A 20,925-nucleotide genomic window follows, 5' to 3' on the forward strand; every position below is an offset into this window, starting at 1 on the left:
AAGTCGTGAACGAAGAAAAAGTAGACCATATCAAATCCTTGATCAAAGAGAAAGCTCAAGATCAAATTAAGGAGTATTTATCAGAACTTCACCCTGCTGATATAGCAGAGTTATTAAACGATCTGACTTCATCCGAATCAAAAGACATCTTCCGTTTACTCGATAACGAGGTAGCAGCAGACGTTTTGGTTGAGATGGATGACGATATGCGTAATGAGTTTCTGGAATTACTTCCTTCAGCAACGATCGCCAAACGCTTGATTGATCATATGGATACCGATGACGCAGTAGACTTAATGCGTGATCTTGATACCACAAAGCAAAGCGAAATTCTATCGCACATAGAAGACGTCGAACAAGCAGGGAATATTGTTGACCTGCTTAAGTATGACGAACATACTGCCGGTGGACTTATGGCCACAGAGTTGGTTAAAGTCAACGAGAATCTCAGTATGCCCGAGTGTCTTAAAGAGATGCGTATGCAGGCTGAAGAACTCGACAACGTACACTATGTTTATGTTATCGACGACGATAACAGATTGCAAGGTGTTTTCCCTCTAAAAAAGGTGATAACTTCACCCTCTGTATCGAAGGTAAAGCACGTGATGAAAAAAGACCCCATATCGGTCAGGGTAGATACGCCCCTTGAGGAAGTAGCTCAGATTATTGAAAAATATGACTTAGTGGCATTACCTGTTGTCGATGGTATCGGAAGGCTTGAGGGCATTATCACCGTCGATGACGTGATGGATGAAATTCGTGAACAAGCAGAGAAAGACTACCAGTTGGCTTCGGGTATCTCGCAAGACGTTGAAACTGACGACAACCTATTCAAACAAACCAGAGCAAGGCTGCCTTGGCTACTCATTGGTATGATTGGAGGAATGGGAAACTCAGTGTTAATTGAAGGATTCTCTTCAACACTAACAACCGAAATGTCTTATTACATACCCTTAATCGGTGGTACAGGTGGTAACGTAGGAACACAGTCATCGGCATTGGTGGTACAAGGTCTAGCCAATAGCTCACTTAACTCAAAAGAAACTCTTAAACAAGTGACTCGAGAATCGGTTGTAGCGCTTGTCAATGCGACCATTATTTCGATGTTGGTATACATCTTTAACTTTTTTAGATTTGGACCAACAGCGGTAATCACCTACTCGGTTTCACTGAGCCTTTTTTCGGTAGTAATGTTTGCCTCTATTTTTGGAACTGTTGTCCCAATGACCCTAGAGAGATTGAAAATAGACCCAGCAATTGCTACAGGACCTTTTATTTCAATTACCAACGATATTGTAGGAATGATGTTTTATCTGTTTTTAACACGATTACTATCATAAAATATTTATATATTCACAGAAAATATCAAAACACTTGCTTTTAAGTAAACAAAGTAAAAATTTAACTATAGGCTTTAGACCTAAATTATCTAAATAATTGTACAATGATGGACTCCCTAGAAAACAAAGATGCTTTAGACAATCAAAAAGTCCCAACTAGCACTCCACAAGAGGCTACCGACAAACAGGATAAGACTTTTTTGAGTACAACACAAGAGGTTGTAGACAAACTAAAGCAACTACTAGATGAAGCTGAAAACACCAATAAGTCTGAACTTGACACACTTAAACAGGTTTTTTACAAGTTACATCTAAGTGACCTTGAACAGCAACAAGCCAAATTCATTGCTGATGGTGGTAAGCCAGAGGATTTCAAGCCTGAAGTAAACCCATTAGAAGCTGAGTTGAACGACTTGATAGAGCAAGTGAAAGCTAAACGTCGTGTAATAGCAGCTCAAACAGAAGAGCTAAGACAAAAGAATTTAAAACTCAAACTAGCCATCATTGACAAGATCAAAGACTTTGTTGAATCTCCCGATGACGTTAGCGGCTCTTATAAAGAGTTTAAAGAATTACAAAATCAGTGGAACGAGATACGTCAAGTACCACAATCGGAGCTCAATAAGCTTTGGAGCAACTATCAACTCTATGTTGAACAGTTTTACGACAAATTAAAACTCAACATCGAATTTAGAGAGTACGACTTCAAGAAGAACCTTGAGCAAAAAACAGAGATTTGTGAGCTAGCTGAAGCTCTTGATCAAGAGTCCGATGTAGTTTCGGCTTTTCATCAGCTTCAGAACTTTCACCAACAATGGCGTGAAATAGGTCCTGTTTCTAAAGAGCTAAGAGACAGCATTTGGGAGCGTTTCAAAGAGGCTTCAACGGTTATCAACAAGAAACACCAAGACCATTTTGAAATGCTTAAAGAACAGCAAACTAAAAACTTGGAGCTAAAAGCTGCTATCTGTGAAAAAATAGAAGCTATAGACCTTTCAGTACTCGATAACTTTAATGCTTGGAGCAAAGAAACTGAAGCTGTACTTGCATTACAAGAAGAATGGAAAAGCATCGGCTTTACTCCTCGCCAAATGAATAATAAAATATTCGAACGCTTTAGAGCAGCATGTGACAGATTCTTCGACTCAAAGAATGAGTTCTTAAAGGAGCAGAAGAATGAAATGCAAAATAACTTTGCTAAAAAAGAGGTGCTTTGTAAAAAAGCCGAAGAGCTTAAAGAAAGCACTGACTGGAGAACTACAGGCTCTGAACTCATCAAGCTACAAGAAGAGTGGAAAAAGATAGGACCAGTTCATCGCAAACTATCAAACCCTCAATGGAAACGATTCAACGATGCCTGCGACCATTTCTTCGAAAACAGAAATAAGCACAACGCCGAGCTTAGAAAATCAGAAACAGCCAATCTCGAATCAAAAAAAGAGATTATTACTAAGCTTAAAGCTCTAGTAAATGGCGAAGTCGAAGCTGATGACATCAACGAGCAAGTCCACGAACTGATTAAAGAGTGGAACAGCATCGGGCATGTACCTTTCAAGGTTAAAGACGAAATATACAAAGAGTACAGAACGCTTGTTGATAACTATTTCGACAAGGTTAACAAAGGACAAGCTAGTAAGAAGATAAACAACTTTAAAAATCTAGTGACCTCTATCCAAGAAGGAGGCAACGACCAAGCCCTTTATAGAGAAAAAGAGCGTCTAACACGCAAGCTAGATAAGATGAAGTCGGACTTAACAACTTACGAAAACAACCTAGGTTTCTTAACCTTATCAACCAAGAGTGGTGGTAGCCTACTTGACGAAATCAACCGTAAGGCTGACAAGCTTAAAGAAGACATAGCTGTTTTAGAAAAGAAAATTGAAGTTTTAAACACTAGCATCTAAAATATTGATTTACATATTTATATTTCATTGAGAGATGACGTAAAAACTAAACATGCCTTAGTACTAACCTACTAAGGCATGTTTGTTTTTTTCTTAAGATAATAGAAACAAAAAAGAAGGATAATCAACCAAAGTTGATTATCCTTCTTAACTCAAAACCAATCTATACTCAAACGAATAGTTGGAAATAGTTGGGCTACTAGGAGTCGAACCTAGAATATCAGGCCCAGAATCTGGAGTGTTACCATTACACCATAGCCCAAGAGTTCTGCAAAGATATAAAAAAAATAAAACCGACAAACAGACTCATTAAATTAAAACTATTTTATTGCCAAAATTGTTGTACTTTGTCATGTCAAACTTGAAATAAGAACAAAGTTTGTTTTTGATTATTGTAATAACTTGCATCTATACCAGAATTCAATGTATATTTGTAAGAGTAACTAGTACACTAAGGAGTAGTAATACTCAGGCGTGTACTATTAAGGTAATAAATATAAAGGAAACACATTGAAGGAAAAAAACACAAAAGATCTAATCAATCAGCTTGTAAGCTCCATTCAAGAAAGAAAGGGTAAAAAGATTGTAATTGCAGATCTCACAGCAATAGAAGATACCATAACTAACTACTTTATAATTTGTGAGGGCACGTCCTCAAATCAAGTAAGTAGTATAGTTGAAAACCTGAAAGACGATATAAAAGAACAACTTGGAGAATCTCCCTTAGCCATTGATGGGCTAGGTAGTGCCGAGTGGGTTGTGCTCGACTATATTAATGTTGTAGTACACGTTTTTCAACCCGAAGCTAGAAACTACTACGATTTAGAGAATTTATGGGCTGATGCTCAATTAACAACTATTCCTGATATCGATTAATTAATCATAATGAGTAAAAGAATTCAAAGACCCAACAAGCCCAATATGCCAAAATTCAATTTGAATTGGCTATTCTTTTTTATAGCAATGATGCTACTTGGGCTATTAGTTGCCAACCCTGGAGGCTCGCTAAATAAAGAAGTATCTTATAATGAGTTTCAAGAGTATATTCGCAACGGATATATAGACAAAGTTATTGGCTACGACGACAATACCGTAGAGGCATTTGTCAAACAAAACTCTGTAGCCAACGTATTCCAACGTGATTCAAATCAGGTGGGTAAAAACCCTATGGTTCTAACAGAAGCTCCTTCTAGAGACAGATTGAGCAACTTTTTAGAAAGTGAAACTGAGGCAGGACATTTTAGTGGAAATACAACCTACGACAAAAAGAAAGATTTCTTTGGTGCACTACTATGGAACCTACTACCTATCCTTTTGATCATTGGCTTCTGGATATTCCTATACAGAAGAATGAACTCTGGCGGTGGTGGTGGAGGCGGTGGCGTCTTCAACGTAGGAAAATCAAAGGCTAAGCTCTTCGAAAAGGGAGAATCCACCAACATCACATTTAATGATGTGGCTGGTTTAAGCGAAGCTAAAGAAGAAATTGAAGAGATTGTTAGCTTCTTAAAAGCACCTCAAAAATACACGCATTTAGGAGGTAAAATCCCTAAAGGAGCACTACTTGTAGGCCCTCCGGGAACAGGTAAAACCTTACTTGCAAAAGCGGTTGCTGGTGAAGCTCATGTACCGTTCTTCTCAATGGCTGGTTCAGACTTTGTAGAGATGTTTGTGGGTGTAGGAGCATCTCGTGTTAGAGACCTATTCGAACAAGCAAAGAAAAAAGCACCATGTATCATTTTTATAGATGAGATTGATGCTGTTGGGCGTGCTAGAGGAAAGAACCCATCTATGGGTGGAAACGACGAAAGAGAGAACACACTTAACCAGCTGCTTACAGAAATGGACGGTTTTGGTTCAAACAGTGGCGTTATCATCTTAGCCGCAACTAACCGTGTTGATGTATTGGATAAAGCATTACTACGTGCTGGACGTTTCGACAGGCAGATTTATGTTGACCTACCCGATCTTAACGACAGGATGGAGATTTTCAATGTTCACCTTAGACCATTAAAACTTCATGGAGATGTAGATGTAGAATTACTAGCTCGACAAACTCCCGGATTCTCCGGAGCTGATATTGCAAACGTATGCAACGAGGCAGCATTAATTGCAGCTCGTCACAACAAAGAGTTTGTAACTCGAGAAGATTTCTTGAGTGCAGTAGATAGAATTGTGGGTGGACTAGAAAAGAAAAACAAAATCACCACTGAAGACGAAAGAAAATCTATCGCTATACACGAAGCAGGACACGCTAGCATCTCTTGGGTACTAGAACACGCCAACCCATTGGTTAAGGTGACTATAGTTCCTAGAGGACGCGCACTGGGCGCTGCTTGGTATTTACCTGAAGAGAGACAAATCACAACTAAAGAGCAGATGCTCGACGAAATGTGTGCTTTGCTTGGTGGACGTGCTGCCGAAGATGTTTTCTTGGGTCGCATATCAACTGGTGCGATGAATGACCTCGAGCGAATAACTAAGCAAGCGTATGCTATGATTGCCTACTTTGGTATGAGCGAAAACTTAGCAAACCTTTGTTATTATAATAATAATGAATACTCTTTTAGTAAACCATATAGTGAGAGTACAGCAGAGAAGATTGACGAAGAAGTCAAACTGCTTATTAATACACAATATGAAAGAGCAAAAGAACTCTTGATAAAGCATAAAGAGCAACACAACAAATTGGCTCAAGAACTTATGGATAGAGAAGTAATTCTAGCTGAAGACGTAGAAGCAATTTTCGGTAAACGTAAATGGAAATCTCGTTCTGAAGAAATTATGGAAGTTCAACAAAAAGCGAAGCTTAAAGAGGAAGAAGAGAAAGAAAAAAAGAAACACGAGAGTGAAGAAGCAGAAGCTCTTGCCCAAAACAGTGCAAGCCAGCCAGAGTCTGAAACAAAGAGTGAGGAAACGACATCACCAACTGAAACAGAAGATTCACAAGCAAACTCTAACTCATAAATTAAATTATAACGTGAATTCTAACCTTATAAAAAGATCTATTTCGGGCCTACTATTTGTAATACTTTTAGTAGGCTCAATAGTTTATGGTTCAGTAACTTTTGTTGCCCTATTTGCTCTATTTTCAGCATTTACAACTTATGAACTTACTGGACTTTTAAATGACACCCAAAAAGTAACAGTCAATAGACCCATCACAGCTTTAGGGTCTTTCTACCTTTTTATAGCTATGGCAGGCTACGTCTCGGATAATGCGACTTCGGTTATCTTTATCCCCTACCTCGCCATAATGCTATACCTATTTATTCAGCAGTTATACCTAAAGCATGAAAACCCCATTGGTAATCTTAGTGCAACAATGCTTAGCCAATTTTATGTTGGTCTAAACTTTGCACTTATCAATGCCTTGTCATTTGTCTCAAATGAAGGTGGGCTATATGTAGACTATTACTACATTATGCCTCTTGCCCTATTTATATTTATCTGGGTAAACGACACAGGTGCATACTGTGTGGGAAGCTTATTGGGTAAAAGAAAGTTATTTCCTCGAATCTCCCCTAACAAAAGTTGGGAAGGCAGTATTGGAGGAGGTATTTCAACACTAATCGCTGCAGCTATTATAGCTTCGATCAGTCCTATTCTATCTTACGCTGAGTGGATGGGCTTTGGACTTGTAGTAGCAGTATTTGGCACTTGGGGCGACTTAATTGAGTCACGATTCAAAAGACAGCTAAAAATCAAAGACTCGGGTAATATACTCCCAGGACATGGTGGTTTTTTAGACCGTTTCGACAGTACGCTAATTGCAATTCCTGCTGTAGTATTTTACATATACTTAATTAAGATGTTCTAAATATAGAAGATATTAAACATAAGAAAGGGGCTTAAGAGCCCCTTTCTTATGTCTTAAATTTAATGATTAATTCTAGTTATGAACCATATTATCCTGATTTAATTTCGGCATATCTTCTGAATCAACAGGCTTAGCTTTTTTTACCTCAAGAGTCTGAATTACTTCTTCATCCTCTGCATTTTTCCAGATTATTTTAAATCCTTTTTTACCCTCTAGGTTAACATTATTAGTATTGAAGCTAACCATATCCTTTCCAACATAGTCAGATTCATTATTATAGCTGTTGTAGCGAAGTTCTAAGTATAGATATCCATCATCTGAATACTGATCATTTAGCAGATTCTCAACAAGTGAAATTCGATGTTGCCTATTAACTTGAGGCAGAAAGAAACTGAAATTAATATTGATATAACCACCACCAAACCACATCTCATTTATTCCAAATAACTTATTATTCCCAAATTCCTCATCTTGCTTCTCTGTCTCAACTTTCTCTATATTCTTAGTTAAGATATTCCATAGGTTATTCACCTTAACATAGTGTGCAAATTCCCCCTGTTTATCACTTAAGATAGTATAGTCAGCAATAACACGCTGACCATCGACTCCATTATAACCCAGATAACCTGCAGCTACCCAAAGCTTATCACCAGAATCTAATTGAAGGTAATAAGTGTTAGTCCCTCGTTTTACAGTCGCATAAGAGAGATAAAAATCTCCCAGTGAATAGCCATCATCATTGCAACTCTGAAGTGAAGACACCGACATTATAACTAAACAGGATAAAATAATTCTCGTAATTATCTTTTTCATTCCTTCTAAAATTTAAAGTGCTTACTAATTAGTTAGTATTTCTAATTAATAAACACTTTAAAAGCAAGAATACTGCACGAAACCACAGTATTTATATTATTTAGCTAGAATATTGATCATCTGATTAGCTGCATGTAGGGGAGCTCCAGGCTCACCTAGAATTCGCTCCATCTGACGATAATCATCAATCATCTGCGAACGGTAATGCTCATCAGTCATCAACTTCTTCAGCTCGGCATTTAAACATTTAGCATTCATTGTATCAGCTACTAGCTCTTGAATAATCAAACGATCAACAATCAGATTGACTAGTGATATGTATTTAACTTTCAATATTCGTTTTCTTAAAAAGGCGATAACCTTAGGAATAGGTGTTGAGTAACACACGACTTGAGGCACTTCAAAAAGTGCCGTTTCAAGTGTTGCAGTACCTGAGGTAACCAAAGCTGTATGACTATGGGCTAATATAGGGTAAGTCTCTCCAAAAACAAGATGCACATCATATCCAGAAATAAACTGATTATAATACTCTCGCTCGATTCCTGGTGCACCAGCTACCACAATTTGATAATTGGAGTAGAGTGAAGCAGCTTGAAGCATCTGAGGCAAATTATCTTTAATTTCCTGCTTACGGCTACCAGACAAGACACAAATGATAGGAGATGAAGAGAGATTTAATCTGACCGTAAAGTCTATAAACGACTCTTTATAATCCTTCTTAAAGTCATGAATCTCATCCACAGTCGGATTCCCAACATAATGAATAGGATAGCTGTGCTTTTTATAAAAATCAACCTCAAAGGGAAGGATAGAGAAAAGCTGATCAACATCACGCTTAATGTTTTTTATGCGATACTCTTTCCAAGCCCAAATTTTGGGCGAGATATAGTAAAAGACGGGAATTGAAGAGTTCTCTTTGATAAATTTGGCAATCTTAAGATTGAAGCCTGGATAATCTACTAAAATTACAACATCGGGATTCCAATCTAAAATATCCTGTTTGCAGAACTTAAGATTGGCGAATATTGTATGCAAATTAAGTAAAACAGGGATAAAGCCCATAAAGGCTAAATCCCTATAATGTTGAACAAGTGTTCCCCCTACTTCCTCCATCTTATCTCCTCCAAAGAATCGAAACTCGGCAGACGAATCAGCCTTGAGAAGTTCTGACATAAGATGAGAGGCATGAAGATCACCAGAGGCCTCACCTACTATTATATAATATTTCATAGAGTTTAGTCCTCTTGGGGTCTTATTACTGAAACTAAACGCTCTAGTTTTTTCATATACTCATAATCTGTTACGTCAACACGAGTTGGTGTAATAGCTCCGTAACCTTCGGCCAAAGCTCTATTATCACTTAAGTCGTTGCCTTTTTCTGTAGGCACAAACTGACCAGCCATCCAGAAGTGCTTCTCGTCGCTATGTGTTCTTGGACACTCTTCCCACTCATTAGTCCATTGACCAATAGCTTGCTGACACACTTTAAGTCCTTTAATTTTATCCGTCTTTGGAAAGTTAACATTTAAACAAGTACGTTCTGGTAAGCCATTGGCTAAAACTGTCTTTGCTATTTCACGAACATAGAAACCCATAGGTTCAAAATCAGCACCCATATCGTGATCGCAAAGTGAGAATCCAACTGCGGGAATATTGTTTAAGCATGCCTCAATAACGGCACCCATGGTACCTGAGTAATGCACATTGATTGCAGAGTTGTCGCCATGATTAATACCGCTCACCACTAAATCAGGTTCACGATCAAGAATAGTATGTCGAGCCAGCTTGATACAATCCACAGGAGTTCCTGAACATCTATACACCGTCAAACCAACATCTTGACGGATTAACTTGTAACGAACAGGGTCGTTAACAGTCAAAGCTGAGGATGTTCCAGAACGCGGAGAGTCAGGAGCTACCACTACAATATCACCTAGAGGTCTGACAAATTTCACCAATTCACTAATTCCTTTTGCTATAAGGCCATCGTCGTTGGTGATTAATATAAGGGGTTTGTTATTTGATTCCATATTTGTTTAATTAATCGTTATTTATGAGAACACCTACAAATATAACTATAAATTCAGATGAATTAAATTAAGCTTTACAAAAACTAGACTTAACAAAGATTTAGTTAATTCCTTGTAAGCTAGTAAAAAACAAGCATGTTTAGAATAATGTTTAGTATATTTGCTAAAAGACGCATAGTAATATTAATAACATGTGACAAACCTAACTCTAGTTATAAACATAAGATATAACTTATCAACAGTTTTAATAAAGTTCAGTATTTTTATATGGACTTCTTGTGTATTATGGCTTAATTCGCTATTATTAATTGATTAATTGATATGGGAAAAATAATAACCTTGGCAAATCAAAAGGGTGGCGTAGGTAAAACTACTACTACGATAAACCTCGCAGCATCACTAGCAACTCTCGAAAAAAAGGTACTAGTTATTGATGCTGATCCTCAAGCCAATGCTACTTCAGGGTTAGGTGTTAATATGCGTCAATCTGCACACAGTATCTACGAATGTATAATCGATAGAGAGAATGCGAAGATAGAGAACGCAATACTCACTACTGATATTGATACTTTGCAAGTTGTTTCATCTCACATTAATCTGGTGGGAGCTGAGATAGAAATGCTGAGTTTAGAAAATAGAGAGAATATCTTAAAAGAGATTCTTACTCCGCTTAAAAAAAGATACGACTACATTCTTATTGATTGTTCACCATCCTTGGGTTTAATAACAGTTAATGCGCTTACAGCAGCTGACTCTATAATTATACCTGTGCAAGCTGAGTACTTTGCTCTAGAGGGGATTAGTAAGCTTTTGAATACCATTAAGATTATCAAATCAAGACTTAATCCTGACTTGGAGATTGAAGGATTCCTCTTAACTATGTACGATGCTCGCTTAAGACAAGCCAAGCAAATTCACGAGGAGATTCAAAAGCACTTTCAAGACTTAGTCTTTAAGACTGTGATTCACCGAAACGTAAAGCTAAGTGAAGCTCCTAGCTACGGATTACCAACAATCTTGTACGATGCCGACTCAAGTGGATCAAAAAACTACTTAGCCTTGGCTAAAGAGCTTATTAAAAAGAATAAATAGTAACTAGTTGATATGACACAAAGAAGAAACACATTAGGAAGGGGCTTAGATGCCCTATTGTCAATGGATGAAATCAAAACTGATGGATCATCTTCTATCAATGAGATTGAGATTTCTAAGATATCTGTTAACCCCAACCAACCCAGACGAGAGTTTAACCAAGTTGCCTTGGAAGAGCTTGCTGGTTCTATTGCAGAAATCGGAATCATTCAACCCATTACCCTACGTGAGCTTTCAACTAACAGATACCAAATTATAGCAGGCGAACGTCGATTTAGAGCATCTCAAATTGCTGGTCTAACCTCAATCCCTGCATACATCCGAAAAGCTAGTGACGAAAATGTGCTAGAGATGGCACTAATAGAGAACATTCAACGAGAAGATTTGAATGCTATCGAAGTTGCCCTAGCCTATCAAAACCTAATTGAAGAATACAGTCTAACTCAGGAACGACTTAGCGAAAGAGTAGGAAAGAAAAGAGCTACAGTTGCCAATTACGTGCGACTACTAAAACTTCCTGCACCAGTACAAGTAGCACTTCAAAACAGACAAATCGACATGGGCCATGCCCGTGCTTTACTACCTCTTGAAAACCCAAAAGTTCAAATTAAACTACTTAAAGACATTATTGCCAATCAGTATTCTGTTCGTAAAGTAGAAGAGCTTGTTAAAGCTTTTAATGAAGGTTTATCAACTGATGAGCTAAAGAAAAAAAGAAAAACTAAATTACCTGAAGAGTTTAATATTCTTAAACAACACCTTTCAGATTTTTTCAATACAAAAGTTCAGTTAACTTGCACTGAGAAAGGAAAAGGAAAGATTAGTATTCCATTCCAGAATGATGAAGAGTTAGAAAGAATTATAGAAATATTTGATTCACTGAAAAAATAGATGAATATTGCGAAAAGCTTAATACATTATTTATTCTTTGCCGTTTTAACTCTTGCGCTTTTTCATACACAGAAAACTCATGCGCAAGAAGTTAAGCAACTAGAACAAGAAATAATCACGAAACAACTAGAGAGTCAACTGATGATTGATTCTCTTTTGAACACTATAGACACTGTCCTACCTGCAAGAGTACTTATGGGTGATAGTGTCGCGCTTGCTGATAGCATCAAAGCGACTAACAAGGCATTGCTGGACAGCTTAAATGCTGCAACCCCCAAGACTCCACCAATGGAAACTGCCAACATAATAAAAGAGCAGTGGAGGCCAAACCCCACAAAAGCGACTTGGTACGCAATCGTATTCCCTGGTGGTGGTCAAATTTATAATCGCAAGTATTGGAAATTACCTATTTTTTATGGAGGGTTCACAGGATGTGCCTATGCATTAAACTGGAATAATACCATGTACAAAGATTATGCACAAGCTTATAGAGACCTTAAAGACAATAACCCTAATACAAATAGTTATTTAGAGTTACTGCCTCCCAATTCGAAAGACAAAGGAAGACTAGAATCTCTTCTCAAAAACAGAAAAGATCGATTCAGAAGATATCGAGATTTGAGCGTTATTGCTTTTATCGGCGTATATGTATTATCAATTATTGATGCATATGTTGATGCCGAACTTTCAAACTTTGATATTAGTCCCGATCTAAGTATGCGAATTGAACCAGCTGTTTTCGACACAACAAACAACAACACATCAAGAATCCAAAATAAATCAGTAGGCTTACAGTGTAAGTTTACATTTTAACACAACAAGAAATAATGAAGAAAGTATTGATCTACGCATTTCTCTTCATCAGTCTATTTTCGACTAATAAATTGTATGCTCAAACGGATTCTATATCAATTGATGAAGATATAGATATTCCAGAAACGATGATATGGCCCATAGATAGTCTATTAAATGATTGGCAAATTCAGAAATATCTGAATTTGAAGAAAGAATGCACCACTGCAGTTGACAATCCATTCTTTACGGATTCTGTATATGCACAAAGACTCTCACGGATTCCAACAATAATGGATATGCCCTACAACGAGACAATCCGAAAGTTTATCGACCTATATGCTGTAAGATTAAGAAACCACGTGGCAATCATGCTTGGAGCTAATAACTTTTATATGCCAATTTTCGAAGAGGCTTTAGATGCTTATAATTTACCACTGGAACTTAAATATCTACCCATCATTGAATCTGCACTTAACCCCAAAGCCACATCACGAGCTGGTGCATCAGGATTATGGCAGTTCATGCTAACAACAGGTAAACACTACGGCTTAGAGACTAATAGTTTAGTGGATGAGAGAAAAGATCCTATAAAAGCAACATGGGCTGCAGCTAGATACCTGAAAGACTTACATGATATTTATAACGACTGGAATTTAGTAATTGCTGCTTACAACTGTGGACCAGGAAACATCAATAAAGCCATAAGAAGAGCTGGAGGCGAGGCCGATTACTGGACTATTTATCCTTATCTACCCAAAGAAACACGCGGATACGTACCTGCATTCATTGCAGCCAACTACATCATGACGTATTACTGCGACCATAACATCTGTCCAATCGATGGAACCCTTCCTTTAATCAGTGATACTATTAAGGTCAATAAAGAATTACATTTTGATCAAATTGCTGCCATTTGTCAAATCGACAAGAAAGAATTGCTTAGCTTGAATCCACAATTTAAGACCGAAGTTATACCAGGTAATAGCAAGCCTTATGATTTACGCCTACCTGTAGAGTTCATCCCTGTATTTATTGAGAATGAAGATTCAATCTATACCTATCGAAGAGACTTGCTATTCAAAATAGACGAACCTACCCCAACAGCCAAATTGAATAAATCAAAGAACGCGGCAGGTTCTACCATCTACCATAAGATAAGTAGTGGTGAAAACCTTTCGACCATTGCTTCTAAATATGGCACGACAGTAGCTAAACTGAAACAATGGAATAATTTATCCACTAACAATATACGAGCAGGCAAAACTCTCAAAATTATAAGATAAGGTTTTGATAACAAATTGGGATTAATCACTATTTTTGTATCTATATCAAGTTGCATAAAGCTTAATTAAATGAATGAAATGACTGACAAGGAAATGACCGAAGAGGCCATGATTCAAAATGCTTTTCAAGAGCTACTCAATGACTATCTAGCTACTAAGCATAGGAAAAGAATTGAGATAATAACTAAAGCATTTAATTTTGCTAACGAAGCTCATAAGGGGATTCGTAGAAGATCGGGTGAGCCGTATATTCTACACCCAATTGCTGTAGCTAAAATAGTGTGCAACGAAATTGGCTTAGGTTCAACTTCAATTTGTTCTGCATTACTACACGATGTTGTTGAAGACACAGACTATACAGTCGAAGATATAGAGAATATATTTGGCCCTAAAATTGCTCAAATCGTTGATGGACTGACCAAGATTTCGGGAGGAATCTTTGGTGAACGTGCTTCTGCTCAAGCAGAGAACTTCAAAAAGCTACTCCTTACCATGTCTAGTGATGTGCGTGTAATCTTAATAAAGATTGCCGATCGCCTACACAACATGCGCACTCTAGGAGCAATGTTGCCAAGCAAGCAGTATAAAATTGCTGGAGAAACACTATATATATATGCTCCCCTAGCCAACCGCTTAGGGCTTTATAAGATTAAGACAGAACTTGAAAATCTAAGCTTTAAATATGAACACCCTCAAGAATATCAATTAATTCAGAGCAAACTCGACGAGACAGCTTCCGAACGCGAAGCAATATTTAAGAGTTTTACAACCCCTATTCGAGCCGAGCTCGATAAGATGGGTATAAAATATAAGCTAATAGCAAGGATTAAATCGACTTATTCTATCTGGAATAAAATGCAAACTAAGCATATTCCATTTGAGGAGATTTATGATATTCTCGCTGTTAGAATAATCTTCGAACCAAGAAGTCGCTCCGAAGAGTTGAACGATTGTTTTGACATTTACGTTGCGGTATCAAAGATATATAAGCCACACCCCGATCGTTTAAGAGATTGGGTGAGTCACCCCAAAGCAAACGGATATCAAGCACTTCACATTACACTGATGGCGGGCAACGGGCAATGGATAGAAGTCCAAATCCGTAGCGAACGCATGAATGACATTGCAGAGCAAGGCTTTGCCGCACACTGGAAATACAAAGAAGGTGGAGGTGGTGAAGACGAGGGTGAACTAGAAAAATGGCTTAAAACAATTAAAGAGATTCTAGACGACCCACAGCCCGATGCTATGGATTTTCTAGACACCATCAAGCTTAACTTATTTGCTTCTGAGATTTTTGTCTTCACTCCTAAGGGAGACATCAAGACAATGCCTCAAAACTCCACAGCACTCGACTTCGCATTTTCTCTGCATTCAGACATAGGCGTACATTGTATTGGAGCAAAGGTAAACCATAAGCTTGTTCCATTGAGTCATAAATTAGAGAGTGGTGATCAAGTCGAAATATTGACTTCGGTCCAAGAAAGAGTAGAACCTTATTGGACTGGATTTGCGACAACAGCAAAAGCCAAGTCTGAGATTGCTTCGTACTTAAGAAAGAAAAATAGAATCCTTCAGATGCAAGGGGAGGAAATCTTAGTCTCTTTCTTTAAAGATATAGATATCAAGCAAGACCCTAGTTTAATAAATAAGCTGCTCCAACTCCATAATAAGAAGAATAAAGAAGATTTGACCAAAGCCATTGGCGAGGGTGAAATAATCTTAGGTCAAATCGAGAGAGAAGCTATTTATGGCAAGCAAGTTCCCACTTGGAAAAAATACCTTACTTTTTCTTTCGGAAACAAACCCGAAAAAGAAGAAGTAATAGCCAAAGACATTCAGCCTATAGAGAGCAAAATAGATACTAAAAAGACACTATTACTAAAGGCAGATGAACTCAATACAACCTACCAGTTGGCAAGTTGTTGTCACCCGATTCCTGGAGATCCGGTTTTGGGATATCTAGATGAAAACAGACATCTGTTTATCCACAAGAGACAATGTCCTGTAGCTACCAGACTCAAAAGTAGTTTTGGAAATCGAATCCTAGCCACAGCGTGGGATGAGAAATACAACAATATCTTTCCTATTATTATTTACATAAAAGGAATTGACAGCTTAGGACTATTATCAGATATTACTGAAGTGTTCTCGAAGAAACTGAACATCAACATCCGAGATATCAAGTTTAATACCGAAGATGGTATATTTGAGGGAAGAGTGAAAGTCAACGTACAAAATGTTGATGATGTAAATCAAATTTATACTGAGCTCAAGAAGATTCCTAGCATCAAACAAGTATCACGTATTGAGGAAGAGTAATTAGGGGCGGTCAAGCTCCTGTCTCATAGCAACCAACTCTTGTCTTATTGTTTTTAAGTGTTTAAGCATATCGTATGCCGAAAGAGTTTCTTGTGGGTTTTGGGCTAACTTATTCTTGGCTCCTGCCAAAGTCATCCCCTTAACCTTAACTAACTGATATATCAACCCTACATTTTTAATATCTGCTTTGGTATAAAAGCGTGTCCCTCCCTTATTGGTTTTGGGTCGTAAGATAGGAAACTTACGCTCCCAATAACGAAGTAAAGACTCGTTTACTTCAAACATTTTTGCAACCTCTCCGATCGAGTGATAAAGCTTGAAATCGTCCTTCTCTAACTCCTCTTTTACACGAGCTGTAATTTCGTTTTCAGATTCTTGAGGTATCTCCTTGAGCATTGAGTCGTCCATAATTATTCTATATTATACTTTTTAGCAAAGTTTAGTACCTAATAGATAGCGTAGCCACAGAGCTACGTCTCTAATTTATTCACTATTATAGTTACAAAAATAATAAAACAAGCTATCTTTGTGCATCCTTTCATAAAGAATATTAACCTCGAGGATAGAGATATAGATATGATGACTGCAAAAGAAATTAGAGAATCATTTAAGCAATTCTTTGAGTCTAAAGGACACCAAATTGTACCTTCGGCTCCAATGGTAATTAAAGATGACCCCACATTGATGTTTACAAATGCGGGTATGAATCAATTCAAAGATATAATTTTGGGGAACCAACCCGCAAAATATAAAAGAGTCGCCGATTCTCAAAAATGTCTTCGTGTAAGTGGTAAGCATAACGACCTCGAAGAGGTAGGACACGATACATACCACCACACCATGTTCGAAATGCTAGGTAACTGGTCTTTCGGCGATTATTTTAAGAAAGAAGCTATTGAATGGGCTTGGGAATATCTTGTAGATGTTCTAAAACTTGACCCTAACAGACTTTATGCCTCTGTATTTGAAGGCAGCCCCGAAGATGGACTAGGTAGAGACGAAGAAGCAGCGACCCTATGGGAGCAATTCCTTCCGAAAGACCAAATCATCAACGGTAACAAGCACGACAATTTTTGGGAAATGGGTGATACAGGTCCTTGTGGACCTTGCTCAGAAATCCACATCGATTTACGTACTGACGAAGAAAGAAAAGCTGTAGCAGGTAGAGATTTAGTAAATAACGACCACCCACAAGTGGTTGAGATTTGGAATCTTGTATTTATGCAGTTCAATCGTAAAGCTGATGGTTCGCTAGTAGGCTTACCCCATAAAGTAATTGACACAGGAATGGGGTTTGAGCGTCTTTGCATGGCTATGCAACATAAGACTTCAAACTACGACACTGATGTCTTCCAGCCACTAATTCAAAAGATAGCAAGCCTATCTAATAATAAATACGGACAAGACGAGAAGAAAGACATTGCTATGCGTGTTATCTCTGATCATATCCGCACAATCGCATTCTCTATTGCTGATGGTCAACTTCCATCCAATGCTAAAGCTGGTTATGTTATTCGTCGAATTCTACGCCGTGCAGTACGCTACGGTTACACTTTCCTTAATCAAAGATCGGCTTTTATGTATAAGCTATTGCCTGTACTTAATGAAAGTATGGGTGATGCATACCCAGAGTTAATTGCTCAAAAAACACTGATTGAGAAAGTAATAAAAGAAGAAGAAGAATCATTCTTGCATACTCTGGAAACAGGTATTCAATTGTTAGAAAAGACAATTGCAGAATCTCGCAAAAACAAGCAAACCGAAGTTAGTGGCACAGAAACTTTTACGCTGTACGATACTTACGGCTTCCCTCTTGACTTGACAGAACTTATCCTTCGTGAAAATGGCATGACAGCTGACCTAAAAGGCTTTGAAGCAGAAATGCAAAAGCAAAAAGATAGGGCTCGTAATGCAGCAAGTATTGAAGCATCGGACTGGGTTGAAATAAAACCAGGAACAACCGAGTTTGTAGGTTACGATTTCACAGAATACGAAACATCTATACTACGCTATAGAAAAGTAACTCAAAAGAAAAACACGTTCTATCAAATCGTACTTGCTCAGACTCCTTTCTACGCAGAAAGTGGTGGACAAGTCGGAGATGTTGGTGTACTAGTTAACGAAGAGGAAACTATCGAGATCATTGATACTAAAAAAGAAAATAACTTAGCGATTCATATAACCAACGAGTTGCCTAAAAACATTGAAGCTGAGTTCATGGCTTGTGTAGACAGAGAGAAAAGAGCTGCATCTGCTGCCAACCACTCTGCTACTCACTTGCTAGATCAAGCGTTAAGAGAAGTTTTAGGTGTACATGTTGAGCAAAAAGGATCTCTAGTAACTCCAGACTTCCTTCGCTTTGACTTTGCACATTTTCAAAAAGTTAGCAATGAAGAGATGCGTGAAATCGAGACACTAATCAACGAAAGAATTCGCGAGAACATCAACCTAACAGAATTCCGCAGTATTCCAATCCAAGAAGCTAGAGACCTAGGTGCGATAGCTCTTTTTGGTGAAAAATATGGTGAAGAAGTTCGAGTTATTCAATTCGAAGATTCGATAGAATTCTGTGGTGGTATACACGTTCCTGCAACAGGAAGCATTGGTATTTTCAAAATAATATCTGAAGGTTCTATAGCATCTGGTATTCGTCGTATTGAGGCCTGGACAGGAGCTAAAGTAGAGAAGATGATCTATGAGGTAGAAGATACACTTAAAGGATTAAGATCTTTATTCAATAATACGCCTAACCTAGTTTCTACAATAGAGAAACATATCGAAGAGAACTCTAAGCTTAAAAAGACAGTCGAAGACTTCTTGAAAGAGAAAGAGATCATGATTAAGCAAAACTTAATTAAAAAGATTGAAGTTATTAACGGCGTCAAGGTTATTCGCTTTGTAAGTGAAATCCCTGCAGAGTCGGTTAAGAACATCGCCTTCCAATTGCGTTCTGAAATTGAAGATAATTTATTCTTCGTAGCAGGAAGCAGTGATAGTGGCAAACCAATGCTAACGGTTATGATGAGTGACGATTTAGTTGAGTCTGGATTAAAAGCTGGTGACCTAGTTCGCCAAGCAGCCAAACTAATCCAAGGTGGTGGCGGTGGCCAGGCGCATTTTGCGACTGCTGGAGGCAAAAACAAAGATGGCTTACATGAAGCTGTAGCTAAAGTTTTAGAACTCGCTAAGCTTAGCTAAGGCACATGCACGAAACTCTAGCTGAGCATTAAATTAGTTAGTAGCGACTTATAAAAAAGAACGGACTATAGAATATTCTATAGTCCGTTCTTTTTTATAAGTCGAGCCTCTTTTTAGAAGAAGAATCGCAATACATCATTTAAGTTAGCCCAGATTAGTAGGGTAAATAAGATCAACATACCTACTACTTGTGCACGCTCAAGGAACTTATCACTTGGTTTACGCCCTGTAACAATTTCGTAGAGTAAGAATAGCACGTGACCACCATCAAGAGCTGGAATCGGTAGGATATTCATAAATGCTAAAATAATAGACAACAGTGCTGTCATATTCCAAAAAGCGAGCCAGTTCCATTCGGCGGGGAAGAAACTACCAATAGCACCAAAGCCACCAAGTTGCTTCACACCTTCTTTTGAGAAAACATGCTTCATGCTGTTTGCATAGTTAGCGAGTGTGTTTACTCCCAATTTAGCACCAGCAGGAATTGATGCTAGCAATGAATACTCTTGCTTTTGGAATGGGATATTTTGAATACCTATACCCAACAGAAAAGTTGAGTCAGCTTTCAGGCTTAAATCAAGTTTATCCGCCCCACGATAAGCCTCAACATTGAAGTCGTAAACTTGCTGTTCTTTGAGCTGACTTAAAGCATCAAGGATATCAAACCAAGAAGCAACTTCTACTCCATTAATAGCAACAAGACTATCTCCTACTGCCAAGCCTGCTTTGCTCGCAGGATAATCGGGGTTAACTGTACCTAGCTTGGTCGAGTAACGAATACTTGCAAAAGAGGTTCCATCCGCCATTAATTTTTGCATAAAGTCTTCAGGAATATAGACTGAAGATTCTTGTCCATTACGCAAAACCGTTACTTGACGTGCATCAACTACTGATGAAACAACGTTTGAGCCATATTTACCGAAAGGCACACCATCAGCAGATAAGAGAATATCTCCATCTTGGAATCCTACTTCATGAGCTGCTTCATTGAACTCCATACCATTAGGTATCTCAGAGGTTTCAATATAAGTTTCACCCCAAGTAAATAGCATTCCTGCATATATAATTAGCGCCAAGATAAAGTTAAAGCATACACCACCAACCATAATCAACAAACGTTGCCATGCTGGCTTAGAGCGAAACTCCCAAGGTTTTGCAGGTTGACTCATCTGTTCGGTATCCATCGACTCGTCAATCATACCCGAAATTTTACAATAACCTCCCAAAGGCAGCCAGCCTAAAACATACTCCGTATCGCTATTCTTTGGTTTATACTTGAAGAGTTTAAACCAAGGGTGGAAGAAAACACAAAATGTTTCTACACGGACTTTGAATAAACGTGCAAACAGAAAGTGTCCTCCCTCATGAACAATGACAAGGAGAGATAAGCTCATCATCAATTGCAGTGCCTTTATTAAAAATATTTCCATTATAATT

The 20,925-nt window shown here is 38.0% G+C and carries 16 protein-coding genes and 1 tRNA gene; 11 read left to right on the forward strand and 6 right to left on the reverse strand.

What is annotated here, in order from left to right; all coding sequences use genetic code 11:
* Positions 1–5: 5 nt before the first annotated feature.
* Positions 6–1,340: a magnesium transporter gene (gene mgtE, locus B091_RS0106660; RefSeq protein ID WP_018109234.1), complete on the forward strand. Its 1,335-nt coding sequence runs from the start codon at positions 6–8 to the stop codon at positions 1,338–1,340.
* A gap of 107 nt (positions 1,341–1,447) precedes the next feature.
* Entirely contained in the window at positions 1,448–3,244 is a 1,797-nt protein-coding gene (locus B091_RS0106665) for a DUF349 domain-containing protein (protein WP_018109235.1), read from the forward strand.
* Positions 3,245–3,435: 191 nt separating this feature from the next.
* Here the strand turns inward: B091_RS0106665 and B091_RS0106670 are convergent.
* Positions 3,436–3,506 (reverse strand) — tRNA-Gln (locus tag B091_RS0106670).
* Between the two features lie 248 nt (positions 3,507–3,754).
* On the opposite strand from B091_RS0106670, the gene rsfS reads away from it, so the two are divergent.
* From rsfS to B091_RS0106685, 3 genes are read left to right on the forward strand one after another with little or no spacing between them, the layout of a single operon-like run.
* Positions 3,755–4,120, forward strand: a complete 366-nt coding sequence (rsfS, locus tag B091_RS0106675) for a ribosome silencing factor (protein WP_018109236.1) — start codon at positions 3,755–3,757, stop codon at positions 4,118–4,120.
* Positions 4,121–4,129: 9 nt separating this feature from the next.
* Entirely contained in the window at positions 4,130–6,211 is a 2,082-nt protein-coding gene (gene ftsH / locus B091_RS0106680; protein WP_018109237.1) for an ATP-dependent zinc metalloprotease FtsH, read from the forward strand.
* Between the two features lie 13 nt (positions 6,212–6,224).
* Positions 6,225–7,064, forward strand: a complete 840-nt coding sequence (locus tag B091_RS0106685) for a phosphatidate cytidylyltransferase (RefSeq protein ID WP_018109238.1) — start codon at positions 6,225–6,227, stop codon at positions 7,062–7,064.
* A 72-nt stretch (positions 7,065–7,136) separates the two neighbouring features.
* On the opposite strand, the gene B091_RS11870 is transcribed toward B091_RS0106685, so the two are convergent.
* The 3 genes from B091_RS11870 to surE form a co-directional block, all read right to left on the reverse strand.
* Positions 7,137–7,877, reverse strand: a complete 741-nt coding sequence (locus B091_RS11870) for a NigD1/NigD2 family lipoprotein (RefSeq protein WP_025069501.1) — start codon at positions 7,875–7,877, stop codon at positions 7,137–7,139.
* Positions 7,878–7,973: 96 nt separating this feature from the next.
* Positions 7,974–9,107: a lipid-A-disaccharide synthase gene (lpxB, locus tag B091_RS0106695; protein WP_018109240.1), complete on the reverse strand. Its 1,134-nt coding sequence runs from the start codon at positions 9,105–9,107 to the stop codon at positions 7,974–7,976.
* A gap of 5 nt (positions 9,108–9,112) precedes the next feature.
* Positions 9,113–9,907, reverse strand: coding sequence for a 5'/3'-nucleotidase SurE (gene surE, locus B091_RS0106700; protein WP_018109241.1), 795 nt, complete (start codon positions 9,905–9,907; stop codon positions 9,113–9,115).
* Between the two features lie 321 nt (positions 9,908–10,228).
* Between surE and B091_RS0106705 the strand changes: the two genes are divergently transcribed.
* The 5 genes from B091_RS0106705 to B091_RS0106725 all read left to right on the forward strand — a co-directional run bounded on the left by B091_RS0106705 (position 10,229) and on the right by B091_RS0106725 (position 16,290).
* Positions 10,229–10,999 carry a ParA family protein gene (locus B091_RS0106705; protein ID WP_018109242.1) on the forward strand — a complete coding sequence of 257 codons (771 nt, stop codon included), beginning with the start codon at positions 10,229–10,231 and terminating at the stop codon, positions 10,997–10,999.
* Between the two features lie 12 nt (positions 11,000–11,011).
* Positions 11,012–11,890: a ParB/RepB/Spo0J family partition protein gene (locus B091_RS0106710; protein WP_025069500.1), complete on the forward strand. Its 879-nt coding sequence runs from the start codon at positions 11,012–11,014 to the stop codon at positions 11,888–11,890.
* Positions 11,891–12,703, forward strand: a complete 813-nt coding sequence (locus tag B091_RS0106715; protein WP_018109244.1) for a DUF5683 domain-containing protein — start codon at positions 11,891–11,893, stop codon at positions 12,701–12,703. It abuts the gene before it with no gap.
* A gap of 14 nt (positions 12,704–12,717) precedes the next feature.
* Positions 12,718–13,968 (forward strand): lytic transglycosylase domain-containing protein, encoded by a 1,251-nt coding sequence (locus B091_RS0106720; protein WP_018109245.1) that lies wholly within the window; start codon positions 12,718–12,720, stop codon positions 13,966–13,968.
* Between the two features lie 69 nt (positions 13,969–14,037).
* Positions 14,038–16,290, forward strand: a complete 2,253-nt coding sequence (locus tag B091_RS0106725) for a RelA/SpoT family protein (protein ID WP_018109246.1) — start codon at positions 14,038–14,040, stop codon at positions 16,288–16,290.
* On the opposite strand, the gene B091_RS0106730 is transcribed toward B091_RS0106725, so the two are convergent.
* Positions 16,291–16,698, reverse strand: a complete 408-nt coding sequence (locus B091_RS0106730; RefSeq protein WP_018109247.1) for a MerR family transcriptional regulator — start codon at positions 16,696–16,698, stop codon at positions 16,291–16,293.
* Positions 16,699–16,866: 168 nt separating this feature from the next.
* Here B091_RS0106730 and alaS point away from each other — a divergent pair, with 168 nt between their 5' ends.
* On the forward strand, positions 16,867–19,488 hold the full coding sequence (alaS, locus tag B091_RS0106735) for an alanine--tRNA ligase (protein WP_025069499.1): 2,622 nt from the start codon (positions 16,867–16,869) through the stop codon (positions 19,486–19,488).
* A 113-nt stretch (positions 19,489–19,601) separates the two neighbouring features.
* Here alaS and rseP read toward each other — a convergent pair whose 3' ends face one another.
* On the reverse strand, positions 19,602–20,918 hold the full coding sequence (gene rseP / locus B091_RS0106740) for an RIP metalloprotease RseP (RefSeq protein ID WP_018109249.1): 1,317 nt from the start codon (positions 20,916–20,918) through the stop codon (positions 19,602–19,604).
* Between the last annotated feature and the right edge of the window lie 7 nt (positions 20,919–20,925).

Origin of the sequence: Bacteroides propionicifaciens DSM 19291 = JCM 14649, from assembly GCF_000375405.1 — a bacterium.
Lineage (GTDB): Bacteria > Bacteroidota > Bacteroidia > Bacteroidales > Bacteroidaceae > Bacteroides_E > Bacteroides_E propionicifaciens.